At 69.9% G+C, this 15,130-nt stretch carries 12 protein-coding genes and 1 pseudogene; 3 read left to right on the forward strand and 10 right to left on the reverse strand.

Features of this window, described 5'->3' with window-relative positions; translation table 11 throughout:
* Positions 1–36: 36 nt before the first annotated feature.
* The 3 genes from OHA73_RS45470 to OHA73_RS45480 are packed head-to-tail and all read right to left on the reverse strand — an operon-like array spanning position 37 to position 3,244.
* Positions 37–945, reverse strand: a complete 909-nt coding sequence (locus OHA73_RS45470; RefSeq protein WP_266725430.1) for a carbohydrate ABC transporter permease — start codon at positions 943–945, stop codon at positions 37–39.
* Entirely contained in the window at positions 945–1,871 is a 927-nt protein-coding gene (locus OHA73_RS45475; protein WP_406514614.1) for a carbohydrate ABC transporter permease, read from the reverse strand. Before OHA73_RS45475 ends, OHA73_RS45470 begins: the two co-directional genes overlap by 1 nt.
* Positions 1,868–3,244 (reverse strand): extracellular solute-binding protein, encoded by a 1,377-nt coding sequence (locus tag OHA73_RS45480; RefSeq protein ID WP_267073054.1) that lies wholly within the window; start codon positions 3,242–3,244, stop codon positions 1,868–1,870. The genes OHA73_RS45475 and OHA73_RS45480 overlap by 4 nt, the downstream gene beginning before the upstream one ends.
* Positions 3,245–3,509: 265 nt before the next feature.
* On the opposite strand from OHA73_RS45480, the gene OHA73_RS45485 reads away from it, so the two are divergent.
* Entirely contained in the window at positions 3,510–4,751 is a 1,242-nt protein-coding gene (locus tag OHA73_RS45485) for an ROK family transcriptional regulator (protein ID WP_267073053.1), read from the forward strand.
* Between the two features lie 148 nt (positions 4,752–4,899).
* Here the strand turns inward: OHA73_RS45485 and OHA73_RS45490 are convergent, their stop codons facing one another.
* The 4 genes from OHA73_RS45490 to OHA73_RS45510 all read right to left on the reverse strand — a co-directional run bounded on the left by OHA73_RS45490 (position 4,900) and on the right by OHA73_RS45510 (position 8,388).
* Positions 4,900–5,370, reverse strand: a complete 471-nt coding sequence (locus OHA73_RS45490; protein WP_267073052.1) for a DUF3291 domain-containing protein — start codon at positions 5,368–5,370, stop codon at positions 4,900–4,902.
* Between the two features lie 55 nt (positions 5,371–5,425).
* Entirely contained in the window at positions 5,426–6,085 is a 660-nt protein-coding gene (locus tag OHA73_RS45495) for a helix-turn-helix transcriptional regulator (protein ID WP_266725438.1), read from the reverse strand.
* A gap of 103 nt (positions 6,086–6,188) precedes the next feature.
* On the reverse strand, positions 6,189–7,787 hold the full coding sequence (locus OHA73_RS45500; RefSeq protein WP_267073051.1) for a serine/threonine-protein kinase: 1,599 nt from the start codon (positions 7,785–7,787) through the stop codon (positions 6,189–6,191).
* Positions 7,788–8,067: 280 nt separating this feature from the next.
* Positions 8,068–8,388, reverse strand: coding sequence for a hypothetical protein (locus OHA73_RS45510; RefSeq protein WP_266725811.1), 321 nt, complete (start codon positions 8,386–8,388; stop codon positions 8,068–8,070).
* Between the two features lie 332 nt (positions 8,389–8,720).
* Between OHA73_RS45510 and OHA73_RS45515 the strand changes: the two genes are divergently transcribed.
* Positions 8,721–9,809 (forward strand): helix-turn-helix domain-containing protein, encoded by a 1,089-nt coding sequence (locus OHA73_RS45515; RefSeq protein ID WP_267073050.1) that lies wholly within the window; start codon positions 8,721–8,723, stop codon positions 9,807–9,809.
* A gap of 528 nt (positions 9,810–10,337) precedes the next feature.
* Positions 10,338–10,940: a hypothetical protein gene (locus OHA73_RS45520; protein ID WP_327653719.1), complete on the forward strand. Its 603-nt coding sequence runs from the start codon at positions 10,338–10,340 to the stop codon at positions 10,938–10,940.
* 629 nt (positions 10,941–11,569) lie between these two features.
* Here OHA73_RS45520 and OHA73_RS45525 read toward each other — a convergent pair.
* From OHA73_RS45525 to OHA73_RS45535, 3 genes and pseudogenes are all read right to left on the reverse strand, one after another.
* A protein-coding gene (locus OHA73_RS45525) for an IS5 family transposase (protein ID WP_327658412.1) occupies positions 11,570–12,501 on the reverse strand; the annotation gives its coding sequence in 2 pieces (ribosomal slippage) (positions 11,570–12,100 and positions 12,103–12,501; 930 coding nt in all).
* Positions 12,502–12,575: 74 nt separating this feature from the next.
* Positions 12,576–13,435, reverse strand: a pseudogene (locus OHA73_RS45530) (IS5 family transposase).
* Positions 13,436–13,746: 311 nt separating this feature from the next.
* Positions 13,747–14,502, reverse strand: a complete 756-nt coding sequence (locus OHA73_RS45535; protein ID WP_327653718.1) for an alpha/beta hydrolase family protein — start codon at positions 14,500–14,502, stop codon at positions 13,747–13,749.
* Positions 14,503–15,130: the final 628 nt, after the last annotated feature.

Raw genomic sequence — 15,130 nt, forward strand, 5'->3', positions numbered from 1 at the left:
ACGGGAGGGAAGTTGGGACCTCCCGGGGGTGCGGGCTCAGCCCTTGAGGGCGCCGCCGAGGGCGAACCCGCCGCCCAGCTTGCGGGTCAGCAGCAGGTACAGCATCACCACGGGCAGCGTGTACACGAGGGAGAACGCGGCCAGCTGCCCGTACTGCGTCTGGTCATGGGCACTGAGGAACGTGAACACACTCACCGACGCCGGCAGCTTCTCCGGCGACAGCAGCAGCACGAACGGCACGAAGAAGTTGCCCCACATGCTGATGAAGGTGAACACGGTGACGACGGTGACACCCGGCCACATCAGCGGCAGCACCACACGCCCCAGCGACTGCATGGCGTTCGCGCCGTCGATCCGCGCGGCTTCCTCCAGGACGATGGGCACCCCGTCCATGAAGTTCTTCATCAGCCAGATCCCGATCGGCAGCGCGGAGGCCGCCAGGAACAGCGTCGTCGCGAACATCGAATCGATCAGCTCGACCTGCACGAACATGCTGTACACGGGGATCATCACGGCGGTGATGGGCAGCCCGGTGGTGAACAGCACGGTGTACAGGAACGGGCGGCGCAGCCGCGAGCGGTAGCGCGAGAGCGGATACGCGGCCAGGATCGACGTGACCACGCACAGCAGGGTCGCCCCGCCGCACAGCAGCAGCCCGTTGAGCAGCGGCCGGAACGTCGTCTCGGTGTTCAGGATCGCGTGGAAGTTGTCCAGCGTCGGCGGCGAGGGAACGCTCAGCTCGAAGCTGGCCGTCGAGCTGAACGACGCGAACACCATCCACACCAGCGGCAGCACGAACAGCAGGCTGATCACCAGCAGGACAACATTGACGGCGATACGTCCCGGACGGATCCGGCGGCGTGCCGTGCCCGCCGCGGGAGACGGCCGGGCGCCGCCGTCGGCGCGGCCGGCCTCGGCAGCGGGCAGCAGATCGGTGGTCGCCATCAGTCCTCCTCCACCTTGAGCAGCTTCAGATACACGGCGGAGAACAGCGCGCCCACGACCAGCAGCACCAGAGCGATCGCGGTGCCGTAGCCGATCATGCTGTTCTGGAACGCCTGCTGGTACATGAACACCGGCAGGGTCTGGCTCTTGTTGCCGGGCCCGCCCCGCGTCATGGCGTAGATCAGCCCGAAGACCGAGAGCGTCTGCAGGGTGATCAGCATCAGGTTCGTCATGATGGTGCGGCGGATCACCGGCAGCGTCACGTGCCACAGCCGGTGCCACACGCCCGCGCCGTCCATCTCGGCGGCCTCGACCAGCTCGCGCGGCACCTCGTTGAGCGCGGCGGAGTACACCATCATCGAGAACGCGGTGCCGCGCCACACATTGGCGAGACACACCGCGAGGATCGGCAGGGTGTACAGCCAGTTCTGCTGCGGCAGCCCCAGGAAGCCGAGGACGTCGTTGAGCGCGCCCTGCTTGTAGAAGAACGCGTACATCAGGTACCCGGCGACCACCTCGGGCAGCACCCAGGCGGCGATCACGACACCGTTGGTGAGCGTGCGCAGCGGCTTGGTGGCCTTCTCCGCCATCACCGCGAGGCTCAGGCCGAGGGTGTTCTGCCCGATGACGGCGGAGCCGACGACGAACACCAGGGTCAGCCACAGCGCGTTGAGGAAGTTCGGATCGTCGAGCGCCCGCGTGAAGTTGTCCAGGCCGACGAAGTTCGTCTCGGCGGCACCCGTCAGCTGGGCGTCGGTGAACGCGTCGTAGACGCAGTACAGGATCGGTCCGGCCAGGAACACGGCCAGCAGGACGATCGACGGCAGCAGCGGCATGCCGCGCAGCAGTGAGCGACTCGCGGCGCTGCGGCCCGCCGCGCGCCCACCGGGGGCGGTGGAACCGGCAGTGGCGACGGCGGATTTCATCGGGCGCCCTTGACGGTGGCGTCCGGGCCGACGGCCGTGGCCAGGTCCTGGTCATAGGTCTTGGCGGCCTCGCCCACCGAGGCCTGCCCGGTGGTCACGGACTCCATGGCCTTGGTGACGGCGTTGGAGACCTGCGGGTACTTCGGCAGCGCCGGGCGGAAGTGGGTGTACTTCACGAGGTCGGTGAAGAACTTGTTGGTCGGCGTGGCGTTGAGGTACTTCGGGTCGGCGGCCACGTCGGTGCGCACGGCGGTCGTGGACTCGATGATGTTCCACTTCACCGAGTTGTCCTTGTCCTTGATCGCCTTGGTGAACTGCCAGGCCAGATCGGGGTTCTTGGCCTTCGACGGAATCGACCAGGCCCACCCGCCCGACATGCTGACCTTGCCGGGCGCCTGGCCGTGTTGAGTCGGCATGGCGGCGGACTTCATCGTCTTCGCCCAGTCGGGCCACGGGCTCGGGCCGGTCTTCAGCCAGTTGTTGGCCATCCAGGAACCGTCGATGTTGATGGCGAGCTTGCTCTTCGGCAGCAGCTTCGTACCCACCTCGGTGCCCGCGTTCGGGCCGAGCGCGGTGGACTTGTCCAGGCCCAGGTCCTCGTCGTAGACGCTGTGCACGAACTTCAGCGCGTCCTGGAAGCCCTGCGAGCCGACGATCCACTTCTTCTTCTTGGCGTCGTACAGGGAGTCACCGGCAGCATCGGTCCCGTACAGCAGCATCTCGAAGCCCTGCATGGTGGACTGCTCACCACCGGCCTGACCGGTGTAGAGATTCATCGGAATGACGCCCGGGAGCTTCTTCTTCAACGTGCGCGCGGTGTCGAGCAGCTCCTGCCAACTCTTCGGCTGCCAGGGCGTCTTGATGCCCGCCTTCTTCAACAGCTTCTGGTTGTACCAGATGCCACGGGTGTCGGTGTCGTCCGGGACGGCGTACGTCTTGCCGTCGGTGGGGGAGGAGACGGCGTCCTTGGCGGCCTTCGCGAACTTGCTCCAGTCCGACCACTTGGACACGTACTCGTCGAGCGGCTTGAGATAGCCGCTGGCGATGTCGGAGTTGATCAGCGCGGTGTCCTCGTAGACCAGGTCGGGCGCGGTCGAGGGTGACCGCATCATCAGCTGGATCTTCGTGTAGTAGTCGTTCTCGGAGGCCGTGACCGGAACGATCTGGACCTTCTTGCCCGGGTGGGCCTTCTCGAACGACTTCTTCATCGAGGCGAGGAATTTCTGCTGCTTGTGGTCGTTCTGATCCAGGTGCTGCCAGTAGACGACCTTGATCGAGTCGCCACCGGCGGAGGATCCGGAACCACCGCAAGCGGTTGCGGACAACGTTGTCGCGATGGTGACCGCGAGGGCGGCGAAAAGCTTCTTGCGCAAGGGGTTCCTCCAGGAGGTGGCGGCTCGGCACCCGAAGACGGGCGCTCAACTGCAGGCGGTACCAGAGGTGTTGCGATGCACCGGTCGGGTGGCGATGCGGAAGCCACCGACGATGCGGGCGTTGTGCGTGATGCGTTGGCGATTACCTAAATCCAATGGATGGACTAAGTCAACGCCTGCTGCATAATCTCGACGCCGAAACCCGGTGCGCCGGCCACGAGTTGGCGGGAGTGCCGGGGCGGACTTGCCCGAAGGGAGGAACGCCATGGCGCGCAGCGGCACCAACCTGCCCAGGGTCGGCGGCTACAACCAGGCCGTCGTCCTGGCCGCCATCCGCACCAAAGGGCCGGTGAGCCGCGTCGAGTTGGGCCCACTGACCGGACTCACCAACCAGACGGTGTCCAACGTCGTACGCAGACTGCTCGACGAGGGCCTGATCGCCGAGTCGGGCCACGCACCCTCCAGCGGCGGCAAACGCCGCACCCTGCTCACCCCGCGAGCCGACGGCGCCTACGCCCTCGGGGTGCACCTCGACCCGGACGCCGCCGTGATCGTCCTCGTGGACCTCGCCGGATCGATATTGCTCAGCCGCCGCTTCGCACTGCCACGCCCCAGCGATCCCGCCGAGGTGGTCGACCGGGTGGCGCGTGCGGCGCTGCGGCTGCCGGAGCGCGCCGCGATCGACCGCAGCCGGCTCCTGGGCCTGGGCATCGCGGCGCCGGGCCCCATCGACGCGGAGACGGGCGCGGTCGTGGACCCGCCCAACTTCGACGGCTGGCGGCGCGTACCCCTGCTCGACATGTTCGCGCAGACGACGGGCATGCCGGTCGCGATGGACAACGACGCGACGGCCGCGGCGATCGGCGAGCGCTGGATCGGCGGCGAGAAACGCGCGGACGGCTTCCTCTACCTGTACATGGGCGCGGGGATCGGCGCGGGCGTCATGCTGGGCGGTCATGTGCTGCGCGGTGATTCGGGCAACGCGGGCGAGATCGGCCACGCCCAGACCGAGCCGGGTGGCCGCCGCTGCGACTGCGGTAGTGACGGTTGCCTGGGCCCGTACTGCAACCCCGCCGCGCTGGTCGAGGACCTGTTCACCCGACACGGAGGTACGGCTGCACGCCGGATCGGCCTGAGTGGTGTCCCTGGTGCGGTACGCGCCGACTGGAAGCTGTTACGGCGCGCGGCGGGCGCGGGGGACGAAGCGGCGCTCGATGTGGTGCGCCTGGCGGGGCGTCGGATGGGGCAGGCGGTGCGAGGGGCGGTGGCGCTGCTCGACGTGAGCCGGGTGGTACTGGGCGGCGAGGCGCTCGTCGGGGTGGAACAGGTGCTGGGCGAGGAGATCGACAAGGCGATCAATACGACGTCGGTGGCTCGTGCGTTGGGTGGTGTGGTGGTGGAGCCGAGTCTGATTGGTGAGACAGCGGGGGCAGTAGGGGCGGCGTCGCTTGTGCTGTATGGGCGTTACGCGCCGGGGTGGGGGATGTTGACAGAGGTGTCGGGGTGAGGGGGCGCTTGTACGCGGGGGAGCGGCGCTCCGGCGCGGGATGCCGCCCACGGAACGTCCCTCGCTGCCACCGGCACCGGCACCGGCGGCGCCCGCCTCGGTCACGGGGATGGCAGTCTGCCTGTCACCGGCCGCGACCGCCTGCCTGTCATCGGCCGGCGGTCGCGGCCGGTGCCGGATAGGGGGCGCGGAAGGTGAACGCCTCGGGCCCCGGACCGTGTTGACGGATCTGCGCGACCCGCTCCATCGCCTCGGCGGCGCTCGGCCGATGGCCGGCCGGCACCCACCACAGGGCCTGGTATGCCTCGGCCATGCGTTGGAACCACTCGCGGCGGCGGCTCAGCACCCGTAGGTGGTCGCTGTGGTAGGTGAACGCGCGCAGTGCCTCGACCGACTCCCAGACGGAGCAGTTGATGATGACCATGTCGTCGTCGCTGTCGGGCCGGAGGTCGGTGGCGTCCTCCCCTTCGTCGCCGACCATGCGCCAGACGAATCCGGGGCTGCCGTCGGCGAGCGCGTTGATCTCGGGGAGCTGTGCGACGAAGTCGGCGAGCTCGGGTCCGGTCAGCGGGGCGACGAGGCGGCCGATGTTGACCTGTGCGAGGTGGAAGTCGGTCATGGGCTCAGCATGGCCGAGCCCGTTTCTATAGTCAACACTCGCTTGTTTTAGAAATTCACCCGGATTCGCGAGCGGAATCCTGCTCGGAGTTCCGGCGGAGCGCCACGCAGCAGCCGCCCGGGCGCGGATCCATCGCCGGCGACCACGCCGCGGGTGCGAGTCCCTCCAGAAGTGCGAGATTCATCCCGCAAATGAGGGCGGGGAACTCCTCGGCCAACGAGTGGAAGGGGCAGTTGCGCAGCCGCAACGTCTCCTCGTCCCAATAGGGTTGATAACCGCGCTCGCTCAGCACGTCGACCAGATCGTCGGCGGCCACGTCGGGCTGCGCCGCCCCCGCGGACCGAGCGGCCTCCTGCAACTCCCGGTCCAGGCCCGCGTTTTCCACGGTCGAGGCGAGCAGATGACTGACGGAATCGTAGGACCGGGGCGGGAGGGACACGGCGTGCTCGCCCTCCCCGCGCCGGTACACCTTCGCCGGCCGCCCCGCTCCTGGACCGGTGCGCCCGGACAGCCGCCGCGACGACGGGACGAGCAGCCCCGCCTCGACCAGCTTGTCCAAGTGGAACGCGGCAAGCGACCGCGAGACACCGACCGCCTCCGCGGCCGCGTCACGTCCTACGTCGTCCGGTTGGGCGGCGACGTAGCGGTAGAGGCGACGGCGTACGGGGTCGCTCAGCGCGCCCACTGCTGCGAATGCGGAATCGTCATTGGTCACGCGTCGAGTCTATGACCAACGAGGGCCCTCGATAGAGCGCGAGGCGCGAGGCGCGAGGCATGCGGCGCGAGGCGTGCGGCGCGCGGTCGGGTCCGCTGCGTCCTCAACACACCGCGAGGCCCGGCACCGGCTGATCGTTCTTCCCGCCGGTGAGATACACATCGCTGACGAACACCCCGGAGTTGCCGCTGTCGTCATCGGTCTTCGCCCACCACACGTTCGTCCACTCCCCGTGGGTCTCCCGCTGCGGCCGCTTGGCCTGGCAGTAGAAGTAGTTGGTGCCCGGGCGGATGGTGCCGACGGGGCGGTGCTGGGAGTCGTACGAGGTGGCGGAGCGCCACACGCGGCAGTTGGACCTGCCGCCGCCGATGTGTGTGCAGGCGGGGGAGGGGGTGGCACTCGCGGAGACGCTGGGAGCGGCGCTCGTGGAGGCGCTGGGGGTGACGGTCGCGGGAGGCGTTGCCGACGGGGTACCGGACGGCGGGTCGGAAGGCGAATGTGACGGCGGCGTCGGCGACTTGGAGCGATCTGCGGCGACGGTCCCCGCCGCACTTCCGCTCCCCTCGTCGTCGCCCTGGCTGGTCACGAGGTACGTGGCGCCGGCCCCGACGAGCAGCGCCGCGGCGACCGCGACGGCGACGGTGCCGCGTCGCCGAGTGTCGCCACGCTGCGCGCTGACGGTCTCCGCGCCGGCCGGTCCGGGGTGTCGCGGTGGAGCGGCCATGGGGGATGCCCCGGCGGCGAAGGCATGGGGACCAGGTCTGGGCACCTGCTGCTCTGCCTGTGTCTCTGTCCCTACCTCGGGCCGGCGCAGCCGCATGGTGTCGGGGGATCGGGGTGGCAGCGGCTCACCCGCGGCCGTGGCTCTCAACAACTGCGCGGCCCGCACGGCGTCGGCCCGCAGCGCCGGATCCTTGTCCAACAGCTCGGCCAGCGCGGGCGCCAGAGGCCCGGCTCGCCGCGGCTCGGGCAGCGGTTCCGTCACTATCGCCGTGATCGTCGACCACGTGGAGGTCCGCCGGAACGGCGGCGCACCCTCGACGGCCGAGTACAACGAGGCACCCAGCGCCCACACATCCGTGGCGGGCCCCACGTCGCCGCCGCGAGCCTGCTCGGGCGCGAGGTAGTCCAGCGAACCCACCAGCTCGCCACTGCGCGTGATCCGTGTGGCGGCGCCATCATCCGGCTCCTGGAGCGCGGCGATCCCGAAGTCGGTGAGCACGACCCGGCCACCGTGCTCGAGCAGAATGTTGCTGGGCTTGACGTCCCGGTGCCACACCCCGGCCCGGTGCGCGGCCGCGAGCGCGTCCGACACCTCGGCGCCGATACGAGCCGCCTCCACGGGATCGAGGGGGCCACGCCGCTGCAACAGTCCCTGGAGCGACTCGCCGTCCACCAACTCCATCACGATCACCGGACGGCCCTCGTGCTCGACGACGTCGTGCACGGCGACCACACCGTGGTGGCGTACCCGCGCGGCCGCCCGCGCCTCGCGCTCCATCCGCAACCGCTGCTCGGTAGGATCAGGCCCGTCGGCGCCGTCGAACGACCGAAGCTCCTTGACGGCGACCTCGCGCCCCAGCCGCTCGTCGACGGCCCGCCAGACGGTCCCCATCCCGCCACTGCCGAGCCGCCCGACGACGCGATAACGCCCGGCGATCACCCGTCCGTGCCCCGCGCCGCTCGCACGCTCGTCCCCCATGGCCCGCACTCCACCCGTCTCCTGTCGGCCCTTCAGGTTCCTGCCGAACCTTGAAGCCTGGGCAATCTCACCACCACCGTAGACACCACGGACCCCGATGAGTACGCCGGCCCGTATCGGCCCCGCGATTCAACCAGGAGGATGAGGGGACCGCCTCCGTCGCCTCGGCGGTGGCGGGACGTGGTTGTGGGCCGCTGGGAACGTCAGGGTGACCACTGCCCGTTGGGCTGCTTGTTCCTTCAGGTCGGTCGGTCAGGACCCGGGGCGCGGGCCACCGGCCTCATGCATCGCTGTCCGGTCGGCCGTCCTCGGCCTGAGCGGCCTGCCTTCTGGCGAGTTCGGCCTCGTAGCGGCGTACGCGCTCGGCCAGCGGCAGCGGCGCCTCGTCCAGACCGGTGGTCGACCCACTGGCCATCCGGGCGCACACGCCCCGGCACGCGAGCGTCGGTCCCTCATCGCCGCGCGAGACGACGAAGGCGTCCGCGGTCGGCGTGGTCCGGTAGTCCGTGCCGCAGATGACACAGGTCAGACCGAAGAGTGCCTCTTCGGTCGGTGTCGAGCGACCGCTGCGACGGCTGGAAATCGAGGATTGCGAATACATCGGTCTTCCGTCCTCGGGAGCCGGCGGGCTCCCCGGCTTGCCATTCCCCGAGAGCGACACCGAAAAGGGCGACGGCATGCGAGACACACCCGGTACTCGCACCGTACTCCGCCGCGTGCCGGGCCCGTGGGCAGAGCCAGATCGGGCCGAAAGTCAGAGGGCATCGAGGCGGAGCGCTTCCTTGGGAACACGTTCCGTTCAGTTCATCGGACTACATCAACCCGGTTACGGAAGTCTCGTACTGTTTTAGTGATCAAGGCCGGGGGGTTGGCGTGAAGGCCTGACGGTGATGAGGGGGCCGGATGGGCGCTGAGCGGGAGTAGTTCGGGGCGGTGCTGCGGGAATTCCGGCCGGCCGCGTCGCTGACCATGGAGGGCCTGGCGGAGGCCTCGGGCGTCAGCGTCCGCGGCATCGGTGACCTGGAGCGGGGACGGAAGGCCGCGCCGCAACGGCGTACCGTGGCCGCGCTCGCCGACAGCCTCGGACCGAGCGGGGCGGACCGGGACCGGCTCCTGGAGGTCGCCCGCGGCGATCGCGGCACCGGATACAGCCCCACGGGCGTACGGTCGTTCCCCCGCGGCATCGACGACTTCGTCGGACGCGAACAGGAACTCGCCCAGCTCACGAAACTCGCGGAGCGCGTCGCCTCGCAGGGCCTGGCCGAGGTGACCAGCGGACCGTGGAGCGCGCGGTCCCACCCGGTGGCGGTCGCGGTGTCCGGCCCACCGGGAACGGGCAAGACGACGCTCGCCCTCCACGCCGCACGGGACCTCGCGGACCGGTTCCCGGACGGGCAGCTGGTAGTGGACCTGCGCGGCATGGACGAAGCGCCGCCGGACCCCGCCGAGTTGATGCTCGGCGTCCTCAAGGCGCTCCAGGTCGCCGACCGGGACCTCGCGAAGGCCGGCCCCCAGGGACACGCCGGACTGTACCGTCGCCTGCTGGCCGACCAGCGGGTCCTGCTGGTCCTCGACAACGCCCGGGACGAGGCCCAGATGCGCCCGCTGTTGCCGGGCGCCGGAGCGGGCATGGTCGTGGTGACGAGCCGGCGCATGCTCACGGGCCTGGAGAGCGTGCACCGCATTCCGTTGGGCGAACTGAGTCCCGACGAGGCGGCCGCGTTCCTGACCACGCTCGTCGGACCGGAGCGGGCGCAGGCCGATCCGGCCGCTCTAGCCGACGTCGCCCGGTGCTGCAGGCATCTTCGGTTGGCGCTGCGCGTGGCGGCCGCCTTCCACCTGTCCTACCGTCAGCTCACCCCGGCGGGCGCCGGCCTCTTCCGCCGCTTCTCCCTCGTTCCGGGCCCGGACACCGGTGCCCCGCCCGCGGCCCGACTGACCGGACAGCACCTGTACGACGCCGAGGACACCCCCGAGGAACTGGTGGAGGCAGGGCTGCTCGGCACCGACCGGGACCGCTAGCGCCTGCACGATCTCTTGTGCCTGTTCGCTCGTGATCGTTTTGGGGTTGGTTGGAACCGGTCCACGGCGTCCCGGCTGCCGGTTGGTGCGGCGCTGTGGGCCTGTCCTCGGCCGGCAGTGCGCTGGAGTGGCTGAGGGCCGGGAGTGCCGACTGGCTGGCCGTCTTCCGTGCTGCCGTGGCGGCTGGTCGGCACGCCGCTGTGGTGGGGGTGGCTGGGGTGTTGTGCTGGTTTTTTGGTCGGTGGTTGTTCTGGGGGTGCTGGTCCGGGGTCTTTGTCAGGGTCGGGTGGGTGGTGGGTGGTGGGTGGTGGGTTTCTGGGGGTGATTCTTTTGGTTGTGTGTGTGGGAGGTTCGGGTGGGGCTGGGAATTGTGTGGTGGGGGGTCTTTTGTTGGGTTGTGTGGGTGTTGCTGGGTGTGTTGTTGTGGTTGCGGGGTGTGTGTGGTGTTTGCAGGGTGGCGGGGTGTAGTGCTCGTCAACTGCAATCGCGAAAAGGTGGGTTATGCGTTTTTCCCGGAAAGTCGGTGTCTTGGGGTCCACCGTGTTGTGTGGTGCGCTCGCGTTGGGTGTGGCCGGTCCGGCCGGTCCGGCGTTCTCGTCGGTGATGGATTCGCGGGCCGGTGGTGTGTCCGGTGCGTCGGTTGCTCCGGTTCCGGGGGCGGATGCGCTGGCGAAGCAGAATGCGGCGCTGGCGGGGGCGGGCGCGGTCCTGCAGCCGGTGACCGGCCTTGTTGCCGGTGTGCTGAAGGCGCCCGGCGGGAAGCTGTCCAAGGAGGAGGCCGCCGGGCATGCGGCCGGCGTGAAGAAGGCGCTGGACGGTCTGACGGCCGGTGCGAAGGCGGCGGCTGACAAGGCGGGTGCGCCGGGTGCCCGCGGGCAGGCCCCGGGCGCCGAGCTTGTCGCGAAGGCGGCGGCGGACCTGCAGGCCAAGGTGGACGCTTTGGTGAAGGCGTCGGCTGCGGGGGATGCGAAGGCGACGGCTGCGGCGCTGCAGGCGACGTTGACCGGGACGGTGAATGTGGTGGTTGCGATCGTGCTCGGTGGTGATCTGCCGGCGCCGGACCTGAAGGGTCTGCCGAAGCTGCCGTCGCTGCCGGGTGTGTCGCCGGCGCAGACGCTGCCGTCGTTGTAGGTGCCTGGGGCAACTCGAGGCGGGGGGAGGGGCCGGCCCGTTCGGGGCCGGCCCCTCCCTTGTGCGCGCGACCGTAAGCGGTCCGTTCACCGGTAGCCGGCAGAGCGCACCGGTATGGGTGGCTGGGCGATGCCGGTGCTGGCACACGACGTCAGGAGCGGTTGTGGCCGAGCTTCCTGTCCCGGGTCGGGGCGAGGGCGCATGCCGCTTCTGCTCGGCCGGCGGTTTGGGGCGTGAGGGCTTGCGGCCAAGGGGTTCCGTCTCGCCGGTCGCGCGCGGGGATCCTGTTCGCGTGCGTCCTGGTGCGGCCCGCGGGCGCCGAATTGCGTGGTGCCGGAGACGGGGACGGGGTGGATCCCTTTCCACCTCAACCGGGGGAAAGGTGCGCGGGCTTGGGCTGCAAGGCCACTTCCGCCACGCCGTCCCCACGGGTGGCGAAGCCGCGCCATTGCCGAAGGTTCTGTCGTCAAACTCCCGTCTGCCCGGCGGCGTCTGACACGCTCGCGGCGTTGCCGAAAGGCCTGAGTAGCTCCACGACGAGGGCTTTCCGGCGCCTTGCGGTCGCACGTTTCCCCAAGCTCTCGGCTTCGCTCGAGCAGGGGTGGCCCCATTAGGCACTGTTTCTCGGATCAGGTGCGGAGCCAGATGATGAGGGTTGCGAGTGTGACGGTGCCGAGGTAGATGTAGGCGCGTTTCTCGTAGCGGGTGGCGACGGCACGGAACCCCTTGAGGCGGTTGATGGCTCGCTCGACGGTGTTGCGCTTCTTGTAGTGCTCGCTGTCGAATCCGGTGGGCCGGCCGCCGCCCGACCCGCGATTCTTCCGGTGCCTTCGCTGGTCGACGCGTTCGGGGATGGTGTGTCGGATTCCGCGTCGGCGCAGGTAGCGGCGGTTGTTCCGGGACGTGTAGGCCTTGTCTGCCAGCACGCTGTCGGGTCGGCTGCGGGGCCGTCCAACCCCTTGGCGGGGCACCGAAATCAGCTCCAGTACCCGCTCGAGCTGAGGGCCGTCACCGTAGTGTCCGGGTGTCAGGACGAGGGTGAGGGGCCGGCATCGTCCGTCGGCGGCGAGGTGGATTTTGGTGGTGAAGCCGCCGCGGGAGCGTCCCAGGCATTCGCCGATCTGACCACCTCCTCCAGCCGGACGACCAATTTCCGCAGCACCGGATCGACCCGGTTCGTCCCCGCTGCCGCCCCCTTTTGAGGCGTGGCGGGTGGAGACTGTTTCCTCGCGCCCGCGGCGTGCTGGTGAGCGCGTACTGCGGTGGAGTCCACCGAGACGTCCCAGTCGATGCGGCCCTCGGCATCAGCGGCGGCCTGGACGCGAGACAGCAGCATCACCCACGTCCCGTCCGCCGACCAGCGCCGATGCCGCTTGTAGACGGTCTCCCACGGACCGAACCGCTCGGGCAGGTCCCGCCACTGCACCCCCGTCCGCACCCGGTACAGCACTCCGTTGATCACCCGCCGGTGATCACTCCACCGGCCTCCGCGCGCACCACCACGAGGCAGCAACGACTCAAGCCGGTCCCACTCCGCATTCGTCAGATCCCCACGCCCCATCCACCCAGACTGGCCCCAACTCCCCACTCACGTAAGGAGATCCGAGAAACAGCCCCTAGGGGCTCTCGTTTGGATCACCGTGCGGACCAGAGGAAGATTCCGGCGACGTGGAGTCCGGCCAGGTAGATCGTGGCTGTCTTCTCGTAGCGGGTCGCGATGCCGCGCCACTGCTTGAGGCGGTTGATGCACCGCTCGACGGTGTTGCGCTGCTTGTATGCCTCACGGTCGAAGGCAGGTGGCCTGCCGCCGTCACTTCCTCGCCGCATGCGATGACGGAGCTGGTCCGCCGGGGCCGGAATGACGGTGCGGATGCCGCGCCTGCGCAGGTGGTCTCGGATCGCGCGTGAGGAATAGGCCTTGTCGGCCAGGACCATGTCGGGTCTGGTGCGGGGCCGTCCCCGGTGTCGTGGAACCCGCAGACGGGCCATGACTGCTGTGAACGCGGGTGCGTCGCCGGCCTGTCCGGCGGTCAGGACGAAGGCCAGAGGCCGGCAACGGCCGTCGCAGGCCAGGTGGATCTTTGTGGTCAGTCCGCCGCGGGAGCGGCCGATGGCGTGGTCGGCCGGTTCGCCAGCCGGGGCCCCTTTTTGCGGGCCCCGGCCGCGTGCTGGTGGGCGCGCACGATCGTGGAGTCCACGGAGACGGCCCAGTTAAGGTCCTCGTCGGCGTCGGCCTGGGCCATCAGCGCGGTGAAGACGCGTTCCCAGGTGCCGTCGATGGCCCACATCCGCAGCCGGTTGTAGACGCCTCGCCAGTTGCCGTACCGCTCCGGCAAGCACATCCACGGGGTGCCGGTCTGGAACTTAAAGGCGATCGCATCGATCACCTCGCGGTGGTCTCGCCACCGGCCGCCCCGCTTCGGCGCCCGGTCGGGGAGTAACGGCTCAATCCGCGCCCACTGCACGTCAGTCAACGACACACCCGGACCAACGATCAGATGATCTGAACGAAACGGCCTAGGCCGCCGGGCCGCCCTTGGGGCGACGACGGGAGTTTGACGACAGGTCTTAAGAAGGCTGACGCGCCGCTCGATGGTGTAGTGCTGCGTGTGTGTCTCGCGCTCGGGAGCCGGTGGCCTGCTGTGCCGTGTCCGGCCGCGGGGGTGGGGCCGGCCGGGACCGGAGCGACGGTGTACCGCGTGTGGCCTGGTTCACGTCATACGGCGGCGGATGCCCGTCTGCTCGAGGGCCGGTCGGTGCGCCGGGGCGGGCGATCAAGTGCCGGCCCCGGCGTGGGGCGGTGTGGTCAGGGTCGTGGCTCGTCGAGGTACTGGTCGGCCCAGGCGCTGATGATGTGCGCGGCGCGCTGCGCCTGTCCCCGCGCGGTCAGCAGGTGGTCGGCTCCTTCGAGGGAGATGAAACTGCGGGGGTGGCGGGCTTCCTGGAAGATTTCCGCGGCGTTGTCGATGTCGACGGTGGAGTCGGTGGGGGAGTGCGCGACCAGCAGCGGAAGGTTCAGTTCGCCGATCGTCTCGCGCAGATGCGCCTTGCGGACGTCCTCGACGAAGGCACGTTTGAGGACGAGGGTGCGCCCGCCCACGAACCATTCGTGGGAGCCCTCGCTGAGTACGCGGTCCAGGACCGTGTCGTACTGGCGCTCGACGTGGCTGGGGTCGACGGGTGCGGCGATGGTGGCGAGGGCGCGCAGGCCGGGGATGTCGCGGGCGGCGGCGAGGGCGGCGGCGCCGCCCCAGGAGTGGCCGACCAGCAGATCCACGGGAGTCCCGCGCTCGGCCATGAAGGCCGCGGCTTGGATGGTGTCCTGGACCTTGACGGTGAAGGAGCCGTCTCCCCAGTCGCCGTCGGAGTCGCCGATGCCAAGGTTGTCGAAACGCATCGTTCCGATGCCCTCGCGGGCCAGCTGCTTGCTGACGCGGGAGGCGGCCGGCGAGTCCTTGCCGAGGGTGAAGCCGTGCGCGAAGAGTCCCCAGCCGCGGACCTCGCCCTCCGGCAGGTCGATCACTCCGGCCAGTTCGGGGCCGACGACGCTGGGGAATCTCACTTTTTCTTTCATCTGTGGTGCTCACCTAGGCAGGAACCGGTCGGGGGACAGGGGCGCGCGTGGCACCGGCCGGTGCCACGCGCGAGCCGGTGAGCAGCATGTCACGCGCTGATCACTCCTCTCGACAGTTCAACTGTTGACCGCTCAGGGGGGAGGGCCGGGCGGCCCCCGCCGGCGCACACGGTCCGGCGGGCACCGGGCACCGGGCACCGGGCGGCGGGCACCGGCCCGGGCGGGCACCGGGCCGGCACATACCGGGCCGGGCGGGTGCCGGTCCGGCGTATAGCGGTCCGGCGGGTGCCGGTCCGGTGGTTTCGCCGGGTGGCGGTGGCGTGGTGTGTGGAGCAGGGGTGGTGTGGCTGGGCCGAGGGGGAGTCGGGGCCGGGCCCGCCGGGTACCGCGCCCGGACGGCCCGGACGGCCCGGACGGCCCGGACAGCCCGGACAGCCCGGACGGTCCGGGCGGTCCGGGTGGCGGCAGTGGCCTGCTCGTGGGTGTCGTTGTCTGTGCCGGTCGTTAGCTGTACGGCGTTGCCGGGAAGTGCCATCACCACCGGTGCGCGGCCACAGCGCTGCACGGGCGGCCCCTGAACAGCCCGCCTTCCCCCGTTCGTACGCTTTCCGTACGG

It is taken from the genome of Streptomyces sp. NBC_00483, from assembly GCF_036013745.1.
Taxonomy (GTDB): domain Bacteria; phylum Actinomycetota; class Actinomycetes; order Streptomycetales; family Streptomycetaceae; genus Streptomyces.

What these genes read in the sequence shown, in the direction of transcription:
- OHA73_RS45470 (WP_266725430.1), bottom strand. Translation starts at nt 945, where the DNA reads ATGGCGACCACCGATCTGCTGCCCGCTGCCGAGGCCGGCCGCGCCGAC.
- OHA73_RS45485 (WP_267073053.1), top strand. Translation starts at nt 3,510, where the DNA reads ATGGCGCGCAGCGGCACCAACCTGCCCAGGGTCGGCGGCTACAACCAG.
- OHA73_RS45490 (WP_267073052.1), bottom strand. Translation starts at nt 5,370, where the DNA reads ATGACCGACTTCCACCTCGCACAGGTCAACATCGGCCGCCTCGTCGCC.
- OHA73_RS45475 (WP_406514614.1), bottom strand. Translation starts at nt 1,871, where the DNA reads ATGAAATCCGCCGTCGCCACTGCCGGTTCCACCGCCCCCGGTGGGCGC.
- OHA73_RS45500 (WP_267073051.1), bottom strand. Translation starts at nt 7,787, where the DNA reads ATGGGGGACGAGCGTGCGAGCGGCGCGGGGCACGGACGGGTGATCGCC.
- OHA73_RS45510 (WP_266725811.1), bottom strand. Translation starts at nt 8,388, where the DNA reads ATGTATTCGCAATCCTCGATTTCCAGCCGTCGCAGCGGTCGCTCGACA.